The sequence below is a fragment of the Pseudarthrobacter sp. DSP2-3-2b1 genome (genome assembly GCF_049895945.1).
Classification (GTDB): domain Bacteria; phylum Actinomycetota; class Actinomycetes; order Actinomycetales; family Micrococcaceae; genus Arthrobacter.
Map to the genome: position 1 here is coordinate 334,871 of NZ_JAFCTI010000002.1, position 15,033 is coordinate 349,903.

Consider the following 15,033-nt stretch of genomic DNA (forward strand, 5'->3'; position numbering starts at 1 on the left):
TCGTCGTCTTGGACGCCACTCAATCTACCGTGGAACAGTGAGAAGAAAACCGATCGAACTGGCAGCCGTTGCAACCGCGGCCGTCCCCGGGCTAACGCCAACTGCCGTTAGCTCCGCTGCGGACGATCCCGCGGATTTCGACTCCGCCCTGCTCCTTGACTCGGAAGGCAAGCACTGGAGGGTCAGGTCGCCGCGGCACGCGGAAGCGAGTGCCCGGCTGGAAACAGAATTCCTGGTGCTCCGCGCCTTCGCACCGGCCATCCGGGCTGAATTGCCCTTCCTCATGCCCACCGTGGCCGGAAGCGTCCGCCTGGGCAGTCTCAGCACCTTTGTGTACTCCCATCTGGCCGGGAGCACCCGCAGCGTGGAGGAACTCACCGCCGGTCCCGACGCCCTTGCCCGGGAAATCGGGGCTGCCCTGGCGGCAATCCACGATCTGCCGCAGTCCCTGGTCAGCAATGCCGACCTGCCCAGCTACACCCCGAACGAATTCAGGCAGCGCCGGCTGAACGAACTCGACCAGGCAGCCACTACCGGGAAGATTCCTGCGCTGCTCCTGCGCCGCTGGGAACACGCTCTGGAGGACGTCTCCTTGTGGCGGTTCAACCCGTGCGTGGTCCACGGCGACCTGCATGAGGACAACCTGCTCGTGGAAGGCAGCCGCGTCACAGCAGTAATCGGCTGGACGGACCTGCGGATCGGCGATCCCGCCGACGACTTCGCCTGGCTGGTTGCCTCCAACGAACAGGACTTCGTGGATGCCGTCCTCAACAGCTACACCGAGGCCCGCCGCGACGCTCCGGATCAGCACCTGCTCCGGCGGGCTGCCTTGTCCGCCGAGTTCGCCCTGGCGCAGTACCTGGTGAAGGGCATTGCTGCCGGGGACGCTGCGATGGTCGCCGAGGCTGAAGGCATGCTGGAGACCCTCGCGTCCGATATTGCCGAGCACGGCGGTCAAGCGATCAGTGTTGAACCGCTGCCGGGCCAGGAGGCTCCCGGGGACACGATGGTACCGGCCCCGGCCATGACTGCCGTTCCGGCCCCGGCGGTCACGGTGGTCCCCGTACCCGAGCTGCCGGCACAGCCGGCGTCGGTCCTTCCCGCCGTAGAAGTGGGGCCCATCCCCGCGGACACTGAACCGGCGCTGGACGAAGCGGACCAGGACCAACCAGCGCAGAACGTACCCGCCATCAGGTCTGCCGACGACACCTCCACGGCGGCCATCAGCATCATCGACGTCACGAAGCGCTGACGCCCAGCGCGGTGCCAACAATCTGTTCCAGCTCCTCGGGTGAACCCAGATCGTGCGGCCGCACCACCTGGTTGTCCGCCACATAAAAGAAGGCAGCCCTGACGTCCTCAAGGGGTACACCCTTCAGCCGGGCCCACGCGAGCCGGTAGACGGCCAGTTGAACCGACTTCGACCTGAGCTGTGCGGCTGAGGGCCTGCGCCCGGTCTTCCAGTCAACGAGGTCCCATCTGCCATCGGCGTCGCGGAAGACGGCGTCAATGCGCCCGCGGACCACAACCTCGCCGACCCGGGTTTCCACCGGCACTTCGACAAACGCAGGCGAACGGTCCGCCCACTCGGATGCTTTGAAGGTCACCACCATTGCGTCCAGATCGTAGGCTGCATCAATGTGCTCATCAGAACCCGGCGCCTCGCCAAGGTCCAGCATTCCCGCAGCGCCAAAGTACTCCTCCACCCAGGAGTGGAAGGCTGTTCCCTTCCGGGCGGACATGCCGGGCTCACGCGGGACGGGCCTCCGCAACCGGCCCACCACTCCCTGGGGATCCTCACCGAGATCCACCAGGGTGGAGGCAGAAATGTGACCGGGCAGGTGCACATCCTGGCCACCGGCGCGCCTGGACCGGCGCTCAAGCAGCAGGGCAGCTTCCGTGGCCCAGCCTGCAGCAGCACCCCGGAGCCTTCGCTCTGTCACCCCCTCTGACGGGGAAGACCCGTCCGGCGGGGACGACTGCAGGGGGCCTTCTGCGGCTGGTTCAGCGCCCGGCGTCGAGCCCTGAATGCCGGCCATAACCCGTGCGGCTGCGGCCTCCATAGCCAGCCGTCTTCCAGGGACCAGCCGGAGGCGTTGGCCGGTCCGCGGATCCAACGGGCCTTCCAACGGGTCATAGGGCCAGCCGGCCAGCTCAGTCTCGGTGGTCAAGGGGCTTTTCTCCGGCAACGACGCTTCGTCAACCGACGCGGGGTGAACGACGGCGGAACCCGTTTCCCCGCCGTCGGCGGAGACAAGCTTTTCCAGTTCAGCGAGGAAAGGCGACATGTCTGCCCGCACCGCCCGCGATCCGACCCAGGCTGCGCTGGAAACCCAGAGGACATGCTTTGCCCTGGTGTAGGCAACATAAGCGAGCCGGCGTTCTTCTCCCTCACCGTGCGCCTGGACTGCGGCCTTGAAGTCCTTTTCAGCATCCAGCCAGCCTTTCTGGTCCGGCTGGTCGGTATCCCACTGGGGCAAATCAGCCCGGTCCCCGCGCAGGGGCCAGGGCAGGGCTGCCGCTCCGCTGCTCCAACGGGAGTCCTTGCTGCTGGGAAAGGCGCCGGCGTTAAGGCCAGGCACAAAGACGACATCCCATTCCAGGCCCTTGGAAGCGTGGACTGTCAGTAACTGCACGGCCTCGCGGTTGATGTCCGGAGCCGGCGAATCGAGGCCGTTCTCCTCGGCAGCCGCCGCCTCCAGCCAGGCCAGGAACGCCAGGATGTCCACCCGGTGCGAGGTCCTCAGGAAGCCCGCGGCAGCGTCCTGGAAAGCATCGAGATTGCGGCGTGCCTGATGGATGCTCGTCCCCGGGCGGGCAGCAACTTCGATATCAAGCAGCATGGCGCGCTCCACCTCGCCAAGGAGCGTGGTCAGATCGTCACCGAGGTAGCCACGCAGCTGCCTGAGCTCTGCCGAGAGCCTGGCGAGGCGCCCGCGTGCCTGGCCTGTCAGGGCCCTGCCGTGAGAGGACGTCCAGCCTTCGCGAGGCAGCCAGTCCAATGCCTCAACAAGACTCGCGCCGTCAGTGAGGTCGCTCTCGATCACGGCCTCGCCGGACCCGTCCGAAGGAATGTCCTCCGACGCGTCGGCTGCGGAAAGGTGTCCACGCCTCCGGGCCAGTTGGCTTGACCAGTCCCGGAAAGCCATCAGATCGGCCGGCCCGATCCGCCACCGGGCACCGGCCAGCAGCCGCATCAGGGAATCCGAGCGCCCTGGGTCGGCAAGGACTCGAAGAGTGGCTACAAGGTCAACGATTTCAGGGGTGTCCAGCAGTCCGCCCAGCCCCACGATCTCGTACGGAATCCCCCGCGCCTCGAACTCCCGCCGGATGGTTTCCATCTGCGCCCGGCGCCGGCACAGAACCGCGAGGGCAGGCGGCACGGGAGTGCCGTCGGCCGCGTGCTCAAAATCAGTGATCCGGTACCGCAGGACGTCCTCGGCGAGTGCGGATGCCTCGTCAACGTCGGTGCCGAAACGGCCCAGCACCACCTGCCCGGCCGCCGCGAAAGGACTGGGCTGCAACGGCGGCACGTTGGCGGCCGCAAGCGTCTCTCCAGTACCGGCCGGTGCTTTCTGCTGCTCCACCCTGCCCAAGGCGTCGGACATGATGTTTGCGGCGGACAGGATGGCCCGCCCGTTGCGCCAGGCAGTCGTGAGATAGGACGTCGGTGCGGGGGTGTACTTCACCTGGCCGTCACCGCCGTCACCGCCGTCCAGCCGGACGGGAAATTCGCGGACGAAGTGGAACAGTTGACCGGCAGAAGCTCCGCGGAAGCCGTAGATCGATTGGTTGGGATCGCCCACGGCCGTGACGGCATGGCCTTCACCGAAGAGCCGGGAGAAGAGCACCAGCTGGGCGTAGGAGGTGTCCTGGAACTCATCCAAAAGGACCACTTTGTACCGCTGCCGTTCCATGTCCGCGGCCAGCGGGATCTCCCGTGCCACGCGGGCCGCCAGGGCCACGAGGTCGCCGAAGTCCAGTGCACCGCGTGATCTTTTGGCCGCCGAATAGCGGCCCACCATGTCAGCGACGCTTGCCCTGGTGCGCAGCATCGCCGCCAGGTCAGCGACGCCCTGCGGGGCGTTCTTCGCAGCGCCGGCAAGGTAGGGCAGATCCTCGAATTCGGCAAGGCGCGCCATCAGCCACGCTTCGACGTCGGCCGGTTCCTGCAGGTGCTCGGCGCATTCGCCCGCGAGCTGGATGACAGCCTTGACCAACGTGGACTTCGCCGCCCTGAAGTGGCGGTAGTCGCCGTCGAACGACTCCACCACTTCGCTGGCCAGCTGCCAGGCCTGCGCCCCGCCCAGCAGTACTACATCCCGTTCCACACCCAGCCGCAGCCCGTAGTCCGACACGATGCCGCTGGCAAACGAGTGATAGGTGGACACTTTTGGTTCAAGGGCGTCGGTGCTGAGGAGCCCTTCGGGGAAGATGGCATTCCGTGTGTCCTGGGCGGCAATACGCTGCAGTGCCGCCAGCTTGGCCCGGATCCGAGTGGCCAGCTCGCCGGCTGCCTTCCTGGTGAACGTGACACCCAGGACTTCCTCGGGCCGCACCCAACCGTTGGCCACGAGCCACACAACGCGGTCGGCCATGGTGGCGGTTTTTCCGGATCCAGCGCCCGCAATGACCAGCCGCGGGGCCAGCGGCGAGGAGATGATGGCGGACTGTTCCGGGGTGGGTGTGTTCTTTTCCCCGAGTAGCATGGAAAGCTCCTCAGGGCTGAAAAGGGGCTCGGGAAGTTCGTGCGGACTCATTCCGTGACCTGCTTTCCGCGGATGCAGAGGGGGCAAACCTCCGGCAGCCTGCAGCCGTGGCCGCCGTGACCGCTCTTTGTTGGATCGTGGCGGGCTTCGAAGCTGTTGCCGGCCATCACCGCGGCTGCCCCGGTAACCATGTCCAGCGCCCAGTTCTCCTGCGGATCGAGGGGTTGCTGCTGTTGGATTCCGGGGGTCTTGGTAGTGGTCCCCAGCTGTGCCAGCACAGCCCCGCCCGGCACGGCACCTCCCGGCGCGGCACCTCCCGGCGCGTCCCCGACCGGGGAACCCATGGCGGCGCCCCCGCCGGAGAGCCCGTCCGCGTTCGCGAAACCGCCGGCCAGAACTGCTGCCTGATAGGCCCCCAGCTGGGGGTGCCTGGACAGCTCCGTTTTCCCCGGCTGCCGTTTACCGGTCTTGAGGTCCACAATGACCAGCCTTCCCTCGGCATCGATCTCGAGCCGGTCAACCTGGCCACGGAGGACGGCGGCACGTGGCACAGCCCCGGCGCCCTCAACGCCAGGTTCCCCGCCGGCGTCGGCGGTGTTCCCCGCAGCAGGCCCGGCCTTCTGCCCACCTGCAGACGCCGTCACAGCTACGTCTGGGAGCCGGACCTCAAAATCCTGTTCCACACCCACCAGGCTGCGTCCTTCACTCCGCATGACCAGGACGTACTGGGCGAGCTTGCGCACCATGGTTTCGGCACGCTGGAAGTCCAGCTTGCCTTCCCAGTTGTCCTTCATGCCCAACGTGGGCCAGCGGCGGACGAGTTCAGCCACGTACTCGCCACCGGAGGCATCCGGCATATCCTGCGCAATGGCGTGGACCAGGGTGCCCAGGCTGCGGGCAAAATCGGTGGCGGCCTCTCCCCCGGCCGCCTGGACGAACCAGTCAAGTGGGGATTTCTGGACGGATTCCACCTTTGAGGGTGAGACGTAGACGGTCCCTCCGGGGGGAACCACCGGTTCTGACGAAGACAGGGGGGATAGCCCCCACCAGCTGTCCGGATGCGCCCCTGGTACGGGAGGTTCAGCGCAGGCGAGTGATGCGAGGACCCGTGCTGCCTCGGCCGCTTCGGGCTCGTACTTTCCGTCCAGCTGGGCGTATTGGCGCAGTTCTGCCACGAGGGCACGGAGGGTCATGGGCCGTTCCACTGCGGTGAACCCCCTGCCCTCCACTCCCGGGTCGAGTGGAGCGACGTAGTCCAGGAACGATGATGGCTGGTCATCCTCTGAAGAGACTGCCGTGCAAATCAGGATTTCGCAGGCCCTGGAAACCGCCGTGGAGAAGCTACGGAGTTCGTCATAGCGGATTTCCCGCAGCCGGCTCAGGGGATCGAGCTGCAGCGCGTAGCCGACTCCATGCTCCACTGCGTCGGCGTACAGGCTGCTGCCCAGTAGCTCGCCACGGAGCCGTGTGTTGGGCCAGACGCCTTCCTGCAGACCCGCCACGATGACCACCGGCCACTCCCGCGCGGCGGCGCTCGCAGGTGTCATGAGCTCAACAGCGTCATCCACCTGGGCCCGCGCAGCCAGTGTGTCCATGGGCAGTTCCTGGTTCAGGAGGTATTCGAGGAACTGTTCGGGCCCGGCACCGGGCATCTGGTCCACGTAGCGCTCAGCGGTGTGGAAGAGCGCCATCATGGCATCGAGGTCCCGGTCTGCCCGCGCTCCGTGGGATCCCCCGGACAACGCAGATTCCGTCCACGCCTGGGCCAGGCCGGTGGAGTGCCAGAGGGCCCAGAGCATCGACTCGGCGTTAGCGCCCGGCTCGGCCACCGCTGCCCGTCCGGCCTGAAGCATGCGGGCGGTGCGACGGGCAGCGCGGCCCTCGATGCCCAGCGTCCCCAAGGCGCCCGGCTCCAAAAGAGCCTCCACCAACAACGCATCGCTGGTACGCCCGCCGCCACCCTGTAGCTCTTCCTGCCGCAGGGACTGCCTGAGCCTGCGCAGTTCAATGGACGTGGCGCCGCCTATCCGGGACGTGAGGAGTGCGACGGCGCTCTCAGGCGTCAGCAGCGCAGGGTCCAGCGCGATGGCATAGGCATCCAGCAGCGGACGGACCGCCACTTCGTCGCGGACAGCGGACTCAGCCACCGGAACCCGCACGGGAATCCCCTGACCCGAAAGGTAACGCTGCAACTCGCTGAGCTGGCCGCCGTTGCGCACGATCACGGCGATCTCCCCGAGATTGCGGCCATGGTTCACGTGCTGGTCCAGGATGCGCTGGGCGACGTAGCGCAGTTCGTGGACAGGCGAGGGAACCAAGTGGGCCTCCACCGTACCGGCAGATGTTGCATGGGGTTCGACGGCGGCGGCGGACCCGTGTGGTGCAGGGGCCTGAGGTTGCGGCTGCTCGAGCCGCCGGGCCAGCCGGCCACCGGCGCGCTGAGAGATCCTGCCTGCGACGCCGAGCCATGCCTCGGCGATGGCCGGTGCGTGCCGGTGCGTGTGCCAGAGCGGCCGCTCGAGGACGCTGCCGTCAGCCGAGAGGAGCTGAGGCAGTTCCGCCACAAGGTCCGGCCGGGCCCCGCGGAAGCCCTGGACCACGGTGTCCGGAGAGAAGGCCACGTAGCAATCCTGGCCCGCTGCGATGTCAGCCAGGAGTTCGAAAACAGCGGGGTTGGCTTCCTGGATGTCATCCACGAGCACCAGCTGGAGGCGATCGCGCTCCGCCGCCAGGAAATCAGGGGCATCCTGGAAAATTTGCCGTGCGGTGGTGATGATCCCGGCGGGGTCGAACGCCTCAGGCATGCGCAGGTCCAGCACGTCCCGGTACTCGGCGTACAGTGCTGCGGCAGCAAGCCAGTCCGGCCGTCCGCATGCGCGGCCCAGCTCTGCCAGATCCTCTGCGGTCCGCCCGGATTCGATAATGCGATCGAACAGTTGCCGCACCTCGTGGCGGAAGCCGCGGGTTTCCAGGGCCGCTTCGAGATCGGCGGGCCAGGGCAGTTCCAGGCCCGGCATGCTGTGGCCGTCCAGGAGTTCCCTGATGATGAGGTCCTGCTCCGGGCCGGAAAGGAGGCGCGGCTGCCGCGGAAGTGGAAGGATTCCCTCTGCTTTCGCCCGGCGGATCAGGTCAAACGCGTACGAGGCCCATGTCCGCGCCGGTGTGGTGCTCAGGCTTCTGTCCAGCCGGGCCGTGAACCTGTCGCGCAGGGAGTCTGCGGCGAGGCGTCCCGGTGCCAGGATCAGGATGCGTTCCGGATCAACTCCGTCCTTCAGTGCACGGCGGATGGCAGCTTCGATCAGGACCGTGGATTTGCCCGTTCCCGGCGCTCCAGGAACCAGCACCGGTCCAGAACCGTGCGGAACCTCAACAGCGGCCGCCTGGTCCGCCGACAACACGGGAACTGCGGCGTGGATCTGCCGGGGCGGAAGCAGACGCAGGCCGGTCCCGCCGGGTCGGCCGGCGCCGAAATTCGGCTCAGAGTAGCCGTGGGAAGTGTCAAGCGGTTCGACATCGGGGATAGTTGCGGTCACACAGACATTCCATCATCAGCCACTGACAATCTGTGGAGCCGCCGCTCCAGCAGCTCCGCAATGGCATCAATCCGGTCGAAATCGTCCTCGCCCGGTGACCAGCGGGCTGCCGTCAGGTCCACCCGCCACCGGCCCTCGCCCGTGCTGAGGTAGCCCGCGTGATTACCCAGGAGGGGCGTCCCCTCCGCCAGGTAGTGCCGGAGAGCCCTGGCCTCGTGACCCTCGGGGGCCTGGCCGTTGGATTTGAGGATCCGCCACCAGGGAACGCCGGTGCCGTAGTGACTCATCACACGCCCGATCTGCCGGGGCCCGCCGGACCCCAGGAGCTCGGCCACGTCCCCGTAGGCCACAGCGGCTCCGGAGGGAACCAGCTCAACCACCGCCAGCACCGCCTCGACGTACTCAATCCGCATGGATCCAGATTAGCCGCAGTGGCGTTCCACGATCCTGTCGGTGCCCGCCGGTAGCGTGGAAGCATGACCACCTGGAACACCCTCCCCCGTGCAGCGTTCGATCTCGAAACCACCGGCCGGAACTCGCGTGCCGCGAGGATTGTCACGGCGTCGGTGACGGTGGTGGACCATAAAGGCGACGTCATCAAGGAACACGAATGGCTCGCCGATCCGGGTGTCGAAATCCCCGCCGAGGCCAGCGACGTCCACGGCGTCACTACAGAGCAGGCCCGGCGTGAGGGCCGGCCTGCCGGCGAGGTCACGGGCGAGCTCGCCACGGTCCTGCAGGAACTGTTCGACGCCGGTATTCCGGTTATTGCCTTCAATGCCAGCTACGACTTCACGGTCCTCGCCGCCGAGTCCGCCCGCCACGGTGTCCGGCAGCTGACCCGGTTCCCTGTTCTGGATCCTTACATCATGAACAAGCAGGTGGACAGGTACCGGAAGGGCAAGCGCACCCTGACGGCGCTGTGCGGGGAATACGGCATCTCCCTGGACAACGCCCACACATCCGCGGCGGATGCCCTGGCCACGCTCCGCATGCTGGATGCCATGGCCATCAAATTCCCCAAGCTCAAGATGCCTGCCAGCCAGCTTCACGAACTGCAGAAGGACTGGGCCGTCAGCCAGGCTGCTGACTTCCAGAATTACCTGCGCAAGACCAAACCTGCTGCCGTGATCGAAGGCGAATGGCCGGTCCTGCCGCCGGAAGACGGCGGCCGCGGGGACTTCTAGGACCCGTCAACCGCCTTGCGATCGAGATCACAGGCCAGTGCCTCCATTTCGTACCGGAATTCCGTGGCGTGAATTCCGCGGACGCCGGTCTGGGCCGCCATGCCCACTAGTGGATGATCCTCCGAGCACCTCAAAAGCATCGCGATCAGGGCTAATCCCCGAAGAAAATTCGAAAATGACGACCGAGGCGCTGGGCTGACATAATTAACTGCAAATGCCTGCCTGTGCTAAGTCATGCTCGAGGCCAAACTCCTGAGGTTAAATGATCACTGTTACTGACCTTCGCAAGGTCTATCGCCAGGGTAAGAAAGACGTAGTTGCCCTGGACGGTGTCACCCTTTCCGTTCCCAAAGGCTCCATTCACGGAATCATTGGCCACTCCGGTGCCGGCAAGTCGACACTGGTTCGCTGCCTCACCCTCCTGGACCGTCCGACGTCGGGCTCGGTGAGTATCAATGGAACTGTCCTGAGTTCCGTTCGGGACTCCGAGATCCGGGCGGCGCGCCGACGGGTCGGCATGGTGTTCCAGCATGCAAATCTCATGGACTCGCGAACGGCCGCAGGCAACGTCGCCCATCCACTGGAACTCGTCAAGACGCCCAAGGACAAAACGGCATCCAGGGTCAGCGAACTGCTGTCCCTCGTGGGCCTCGCGGGTTTCGAAAACGCGTACCCATCCCAGCTTTCCGGCGGACAGCGCCAGCGCGTCGGCATTGCCCGGGCACTGGCCGCGGAGCCGGATGTCCTGCTTTGCGACGAGCCCACGTCCGCGCTCGACCCGGCAACCACCAACGAGATCCTGGATCTGATCCAGGACCTGACAACGCGTCTCCAGCTCACGGTGCTGATCATCACCCACGAGATGCATGTTGTGAAGCGGGTCTGCAATTCGGTATCGCTGTTGGCCAAAGGACGAATCATCGAACATGGCGCGTTGCAGGACATTGCCGCCGACCTCGAGAGCCAACTCGCCAAAGCGCTCCTGCCGCTTCCCGCAGCGGAGCCGCTCAAAGGCGCGCTCCAGGGCGGACCGATCCTCGAAATCCTGTTCGCCGGCGACAACGCCAAGGAGCCCGTCCTGACAGGCATCGCCCGTCGCTTCGACATTGATATCAATGTCCTTGCGGGGAGCGTGGAGACGCTGGGTGGCCAGCAGTTCGGGCACCTCCGCGTCCAGCTCGCAGACAACGCGGACCTCGATGGCGTCCTCGATTACCTGCATCAGCGCGGTATCGGAGCGAAGCTTGCTGATTCTTCGTCTCCGGTGGAGCCCGCCGATATTGATGACACGACAGGACTGACCCTATGAACGATTTCTTCAGTAATCCTGTATTTGCCAAGGCCCTCCCTGAGGCCATCGTGGAAACGCTCCAGATGGTCGGAATATCGGCCTTCTTCACGGTCCTCGTTGGCCTCCCGCTGGGAGTCTTCCTGCACGCGACTGCACCGGGCGGCCTCCGGCCCATGCCGGTGATCAACAGGATCATGAGCGATGTGATCGTCAACATCACCAGGTCCATCCCGTTCGCCATCCTGATGGTGGCACTCATTCCGCTTGCCCGGCTTCTGACCGGCACGAGCCTGGGACCCGTCGCGGCCTCGGTGTCCCTTTCCATCGGCACCATTCCCTTCTTTGCCCGCTTGGTGGAAACCACGCTCCGGGATGTCCACCACGGAAAAGTCGATGCCGCGCAAGTCATGGGCTCCACGAAAATGCAGGTCATCAGCAAGGTGATGCTGCCCGAGTCGCTCCCTGCACTGGTTTCTGCCACCACCACCACAGTGGTCACGCTGGTGGGGTACTCAGCCATGGCAGGCCTGGTGGGCGGCGGCGGGCTGGGAAAACTCGCCTATAACTACGGTTTCCAGCGGTTCGATGTCCCGGTCATGATTGTCACCATCGTGTTGATCATTGTCCTCGTCCAGGTGATACAGCTCTTCGGCGAATGGACGGCGCGGCGGCTGGACCACCGCTGATTCGGCCACGCCTCAAAAATTTCTTACCGCAGCAGGTACAACACCCGCTGCATCTTTGCAGGAGACCCATGCACGGCATCAGCCGGCAGCGGACTCCAAGCCATTAGAAAGGACCGCATCTGATGCGTAAGTCACTCACCCTCCTTGCCACGGGCATTGTTACTGCCCTGGCACTGACCGGCTGCGGCGGCACGTCCGCCCCGAGCGCCGACGTCGCAACTCTTGACCCGGCAAATCCGGCTACCCTCAGTGTCGGCGCCAGCCCGGTTCCGCACGCCAGGATCCTCGAGTTCATTAACCAGGATCTCGCTCCGAAGGCCGGCCTCAAGCTGGACATCAAGGAGATCGAGGATTACCAGACACCCAACACGGCGCTCAGCGATGGTTCCCTGGACGCCAACTTCTACCAGCACCTTCCGTGGTACGAGGATCAGGTGGAAACAAAGGGCTACAAGTTCGGCCACGGGGAAGGCGTTCATATCGAGCCGTACGCGGCGTTCTCTGAAAAGGTAAAGAACGTCACGGAGCTTCAGGACGGCGCCAAGGTTGCGATCACGAATGATCCTTCCAACCAGGTCCGTGCCCTCAAAGTCCTTCAGGTTGCCGGCCTGGTCAAAGACATCAAGGATGACAGCTCCGTGCTGACCCTGACTGATGAACAGAACCCCAAGAAGCTGGAGTTCTCTGAGAACCAGCCCGAATTGCTGATCAATGACCTCAAGGACCCGTCCGTGGACCTTGCCCTGATCAACGGTAACTTCATCCTCAAGGCCGGGCTCAGCACAGACAACGCCCTGGCCGTGGAGTCTGTGGAGAACAACCCTTACGCCAATTTCCTGGCCTGGCGCGAGGACTCCAAGGATGATGTGCGAATCCAGAAGCTCGAAGAGCTTCTGCACTCCCCTGAGGTCAAGGCCTTCATCGAGAAGGAATGGCCCAACGGTGATGTGACCGCGGCCTTCTAAGCCCACCAACAGAAAATCCCCGCTTCCTGGACTACCCCCCTCGTATGAGGCGGGGAGTTGTCCGGGAGGCGGGGATTTCCGGTTTAAGCGTCCGACGGCGGCGCTAGCCTTGCGCGGCGGCGGCAGCTTTCGCGGCTGCCGGCAGGGCGTCGAAGATCCGGTTCATGGCGGCGTCGTCATGGGCAGCGGAGAGGAACCAGGCCTCGAAGACGGACGGCGGCAGGTAGACCCCGGAGTCCAGCATGGAGTGGAAGAACGGCGCGTACCGGAAGGTCTCCTGGGCTTGGGCGTCAGCGTAATTGTGTACACCGTTGGCCGAGGTTCCGAAGGCCACCGAGAACAGGTTCCCGGCGAACTGGACGGAGTGGTCCACGCCGGCCTCATCCAGAGCCGCGGACACTGCCGAGGAAAGCTCCAGCGAGCGGACGTCCACAAACGAGTAGACATCGCGGGTGGCGTGCGTCAGGGTGGCAACGCCGGCCGCCATGGCCACGGGGTTACCGGAGAGTGTGCCTGCCTGGTAGACCGGGCCGAGGGGTGCAAGGTAGTCCATGACGTCCGCACGCCCGGCGAGGGCCGCCGTCGGCATGCCGCCGCCAATGACCTTGCCGAAGGTGAGCAGGTCCGGCGCCCACGGCTCGGCGGCGTCCGGGGCGCCGCCGGTCAGCCCCCAGTATCCCGAGTAGCCGGTGCGGAAGCCGGTCAGGACTTCGTCCAGGATCAGGAGGGCACCGTGCTCACGGGTGATGCGGGACAGCCCCAGGTTGAAGCCCTCCCCCGGCGTCACCACGCCCATGTTGGCGGGGGCGGCCTCGGTAATGACGGCCGCGATGTTGGGTCCATGCGCAGCAAAGGCAGCCTCGACGGCGGCGAGGTCGTTATACGGCAGCACCAGGGTTTCGGCGGCAGTGGCCTCGGTGACACCGGCCGAGCCGGGCAGTGCCAGGGTGGCAACACCGGATCCGGCGGCGGCAAGCAGCCCGTCAAGGTGGCCGTGGTAGCAGCCGGCAAACTTGATGATGAGGTTGCGGCCGGTGAAACCGCGTGCCAGCCGCACAGCCGTCATGGTGGCCTCGGTGCCGGTGGAGACCATCCGCACGCGCTCGGCGGCCGGCACACGCTCCTGCACGATGGCGGCCAGGTTGGCCTCGTCCGGGGTGGAGGCACCGAAGGACAGGCCCCGGTCCACGGCGGCGTGCACGGCTTCCAGGACTGCCGGGTGGGCGTGGCCCAGGAGTGCGGGTCCCCAGGAGCAGACCAGGTCAACGTACTCGTTCCCGTCGGCGTCCGTCAGGTACGGTCCTTTGGCCGACACCATAAAGCGCGGCGTGCCGCCCACCGAGCCAAAAGCCCGGACGGGCGAGTTGACGCCACCGGGCATCAGGGTTTGGGCACGGGCGAAGAGGGCATCGGAACGAGTCATGCCCTTATTCTCCCATCCCCCAGGGTGCCGCCGGAGCCCACGCCACGCGGGCTCCGGCGGGTCCTGCTGACGGCTACTGTCGGCGGTCCGCGGGCACGTCCGCGAGCCTGTCCGCGACGAGCGGCGCCACTTTGGAACCGAACAGTTCGATGGAGTGCAGCATCTGGGCGTGCGGCAGGGTGCCGCTGCTGTATTTCATCTCGAAGCGGTCCGCGCCGAGGGTGCCCTTCAGCCTGACCACCTTCGCGGCCACTGTTTCCGGGGAACCGATGAACAGGGCGCCGTCCTCGTCAGCCGCGGCCTCGAACTCGCCCCGCCCGGCCGGGCCCCAGCCGCGCTCCGCCCCGATCTTGTTCCTGGTGGCCAGCCAATGCGGATAGTACTCCTCAAGGGCCTGTTCGTCAGTCTCGGCCACATACCCCGGTGAATGGACGGACAGTGCCTGCGGTTCCTTGCCGGCGTCGGCGAGGGTGCGCCGGTACAGGTCGGCATAGGGGCGGAACCGTTCCGGCTCGCCGCCGATGATCGCCAGGACCATCGGGTAACCGTAGGAGGCGGTGCGGACCACGGACTGGGGTGAGCCGCCCACGCCGATCCAGGTGGGAAGCAGACGCCCTTCCACGTGCGGGTAGACCATCTGTCCGCGGAGGCTGGCCCTGGTCCGGCCGTCCCAGTTCACCGGGTTCTGGGTCCGTACGCGGTCATAGATGTCCAGCTTCTCTTCGAACAGGACGTCGTAATCGCCAAGGTCATAGCCGAACAGGGGGAAGGATTCCGTGAAGGAGCCCCGGCCCAGGATCACTTCGGCGCGGCCGTTGGAGAGGGCGTCCAGGGTGGCGAACCGCTGGAAGACGCGCACGGGATCGTCCGAGCTCAGGACGGTCACGGCGCTGCCCAGCCGGATATTCTCCGTAGCCGTGGCGATGGCTGCCAGCACAACCTCCGGCGCGCTGACGGCGAAGTCCTTGCGGTGGTGCTCCCCCACGCCGAAGGAATGGAGTCCGACGGCGTCAGCCACCTTGGCCTGCTCCACCACCTGCCGCAGCACCTGGGCGTGGTGCTTGGGTGCGCCGCCGGCATCGAGGTCGACGTCACCGAATGTACTGACGCCCAGAAGGATGGTGTCCGCCGGGACGGGGGCGGTGGGGTTGCCCTTGATGGCAGGACTGGTCACGGGAAGCTCGCTGTTTTCATGCATACGCATACAAACCACCGGCGGTCCGGAAACATTCCCGCACT

General features: G+C 65.8%; 10 protein-coding genes. 5 read left to right on the top strand and 5 right to left on the bottom strand.

From position 1 onward, the window contains the following. The first annotated feature begins 37 nt into the window (after nucleotides 1-37). The gene (locus ACP7AX_RS04100) at nucleotides 38-1,252 is read left to right on the top strand and encodes a phosphotransferase (protein WP_426225489.1); all 1,215 of its coding nucleotides are present in this window, start codon (nucleotides 38-40) and stop codon (nucleotides 1,250-1,252) included. Here the strand turns inward: ACP7AX_RS04100 and ACP7AX_RS04105 are convergent. From ACP7AX_RS04105 to ACP7AX_RS04115, 3 genes are all read right to left on the bottom strand, one after another. Then, nucleotides 1,239-4,709, bottom strand: coding sequence for an ATP-dependent helicase (locus ACP7AX_RS04105; RefSeq protein ID WP_426225490.1), 3,471 nt, complete (start codon nucleotides 4,707-4,709; stop codon nucleotides 1,239-1,241). The genes ACP7AX_RS04100 and ACP7AX_RS04105 overlap by 14 nt on opposite strands. A 47-nt stretch (nucleotides 4,710-4,756) precedes the next feature. Continuing rightward, nucleotides 4,757-8,149, bottom strand: a complete 3,393-nt coding sequence (locus tag ACP7AX_RS04110; protein WP_426225633.1) for an ATP-dependent helicase — start codon at nucleotides 8,147-8,149, stop codon at nucleotides 4,757-4,759. 89 nt (nucleotides 8,150-8,238) lie between these two features. Further along, complete coding sequence (locus ACP7AX_RS04115) at nucleotides 8,239-8,655, bottom strand: MGMT family protein (protein ID WP_426225491.1); 417 nt, start codon at nucleotides 8,653-8,655, stop codon at nucleotides 8,239-8,241. Between the two features lie 63 nt (nucleotides 8,656-8,718). Between ACP7AX_RS04115 and ACP7AX_RS04120 the strand changes: the two genes are divergently transcribed. The 4 genes from ACP7AX_RS04120 to ACP7AX_RS04135 all read left to right on the top strand — a co-directional run bounded on the left by ACP7AX_RS04120 (nucleotide 8,719) and on the right by ACP7AX_RS04135 (nucleotide 12,371). Continuing rightward, complete coding sequence (locus ACP7AX_RS04120) at nucleotides 8,719-9,429, top strand: exonuclease domain-containing protein (protein WP_131682729.1); 711 nt, start codon at nucleotides 8,719-8,721, stop codon at nucleotides 9,427-9,429. Nucleotides 9,430-9,691: 262 nt separating this feature from the next. Then, on the top strand, nucleotides 9,692-10,738 hold the full coding sequence (locus tag ACP7AX_RS04125) for a methionine ABC transporter ATP-binding protein (RefSeq protein WP_426225492.1): 1,047 nt from the start codon (nucleotides 9,692-9,694) through the stop codon (nucleotides 10,736-10,738). Then, entirely contained in the window at nucleotides 10,735-11,406 is a 672-nt protein-coding gene (locus ACP7AX_RS04130) for an ABC transporter permease subunit (RefSeq protein ID WP_131682731.1), read from the top strand. The genes ACP7AX_RS04125 and ACP7AX_RS04130 overlap by 4 nt, the downstream gene beginning before the upstream one ends. Before the next feature lie 122 nt (nucleotides 11,407-11,528). Next, entirely contained in the window at nucleotides 11,529-12,371 is an 843-nt protein-coding gene (locus tag ACP7AX_RS04135; RefSeq protein WP_426225493.1) for a MetQ/NlpA family ABC transporter substrate-binding protein, read from the top strand. 103 nt (nucleotides 12,372-12,474) lie between these two features. Here the strand turns inward: ACP7AX_RS04135 and hemL are convergent, their stop codons facing one another. Together hemL and ACP7AX_RS04145 are read right to left on the bottom strand one after the other, a co-directional pair. Beyond that, nucleotides 12,475-13,794 carry a glutamate-1-semialdehyde 2,1-aminomutase gene (gene hemL, locus ACP7AX_RS04140; RefSeq protein WP_426225494.1) on the bottom strand — a complete coding sequence of 440 codons (1,320 nt, stop codon included), beginning with the start codon at nucleotides 13,792-13,794 and terminating at the stop codon, nucleotides 12,475-12,477. Nucleotides 13,795-13,867: 73 nt separating this feature from the next. Continuing rightward, nucleotides 13,868-14,992 carry an LLM class flavin-dependent oxidoreductase gene (locus ACP7AX_RS04145; RefSeq protein ID WP_426225495.1) on the bottom strand — a complete coding sequence of 375 codons (1,125 nt, stop codon included), beginning with the start codon at nucleotides 14,990-14,992 and terminating at the stop codon, nucleotides 13,868-13,870. Nucleotides 14,993-15,033: the final 41 nt, after the last annotated feature.

Coding starts and splice junctions, on each gene's coding strand:
- ACP7AX_RS04130 (WP_131682731.1), top strand. CDS start 10,735: ATGAACGATTTCTTCAGTAATCCTGTATTTGCCAAGGCCCTCCCTGAG.
- ACP7AX_RS04120 (WP_131682729.1), top strand. CDS start 8,719: ATGACCACCTGGAACACCCTCCCCCGTGCAGCGTTCGATCTCGAAACC.
- ACP7AX_RS04105 (WP_426225490.1), bottom strand. CDS start 4,709: ATGCTACTCGGGGAAAAGAACACACCCACCCCGGAACAGTCCGCCATC.
- ACP7AX_RS04135 (WP_426225493.1), top strand. CDS start 11,529: ATGCGTAAGTCACTCACCCTCCTTGCCACGGGCATTGTTACTGCCCTG.
- ACP7AX_RS04115 (WP_426225491.1), bottom strand. CDS start 8,655: ATGCGGATTGAGTACGTCGAGGCGGTGCTGGCGGTGGTTGAGCTGGTT.
- hemL (WP_426225494.1), bottom strand. CDS start 13,794: ATGACTCGTTCCGATGCCCTCTTCGCCCGTGCCCAAACCCTGATGCCC.
- ACP7AX_RS04145 (WP_426225495.1), bottom strand. CDS start 14,992: ATGCATGAAAACAGCGAGCTTCCCGTGACCAGTCCTGCCATCAAGGGC.
- ACP7AX_RS04125 (WP_426225492.1), top strand. CDS start 9,692: ATGATCACTGTTACTGACCTTCGCAAGGTCTATCGCCAGGGTAAGAAA.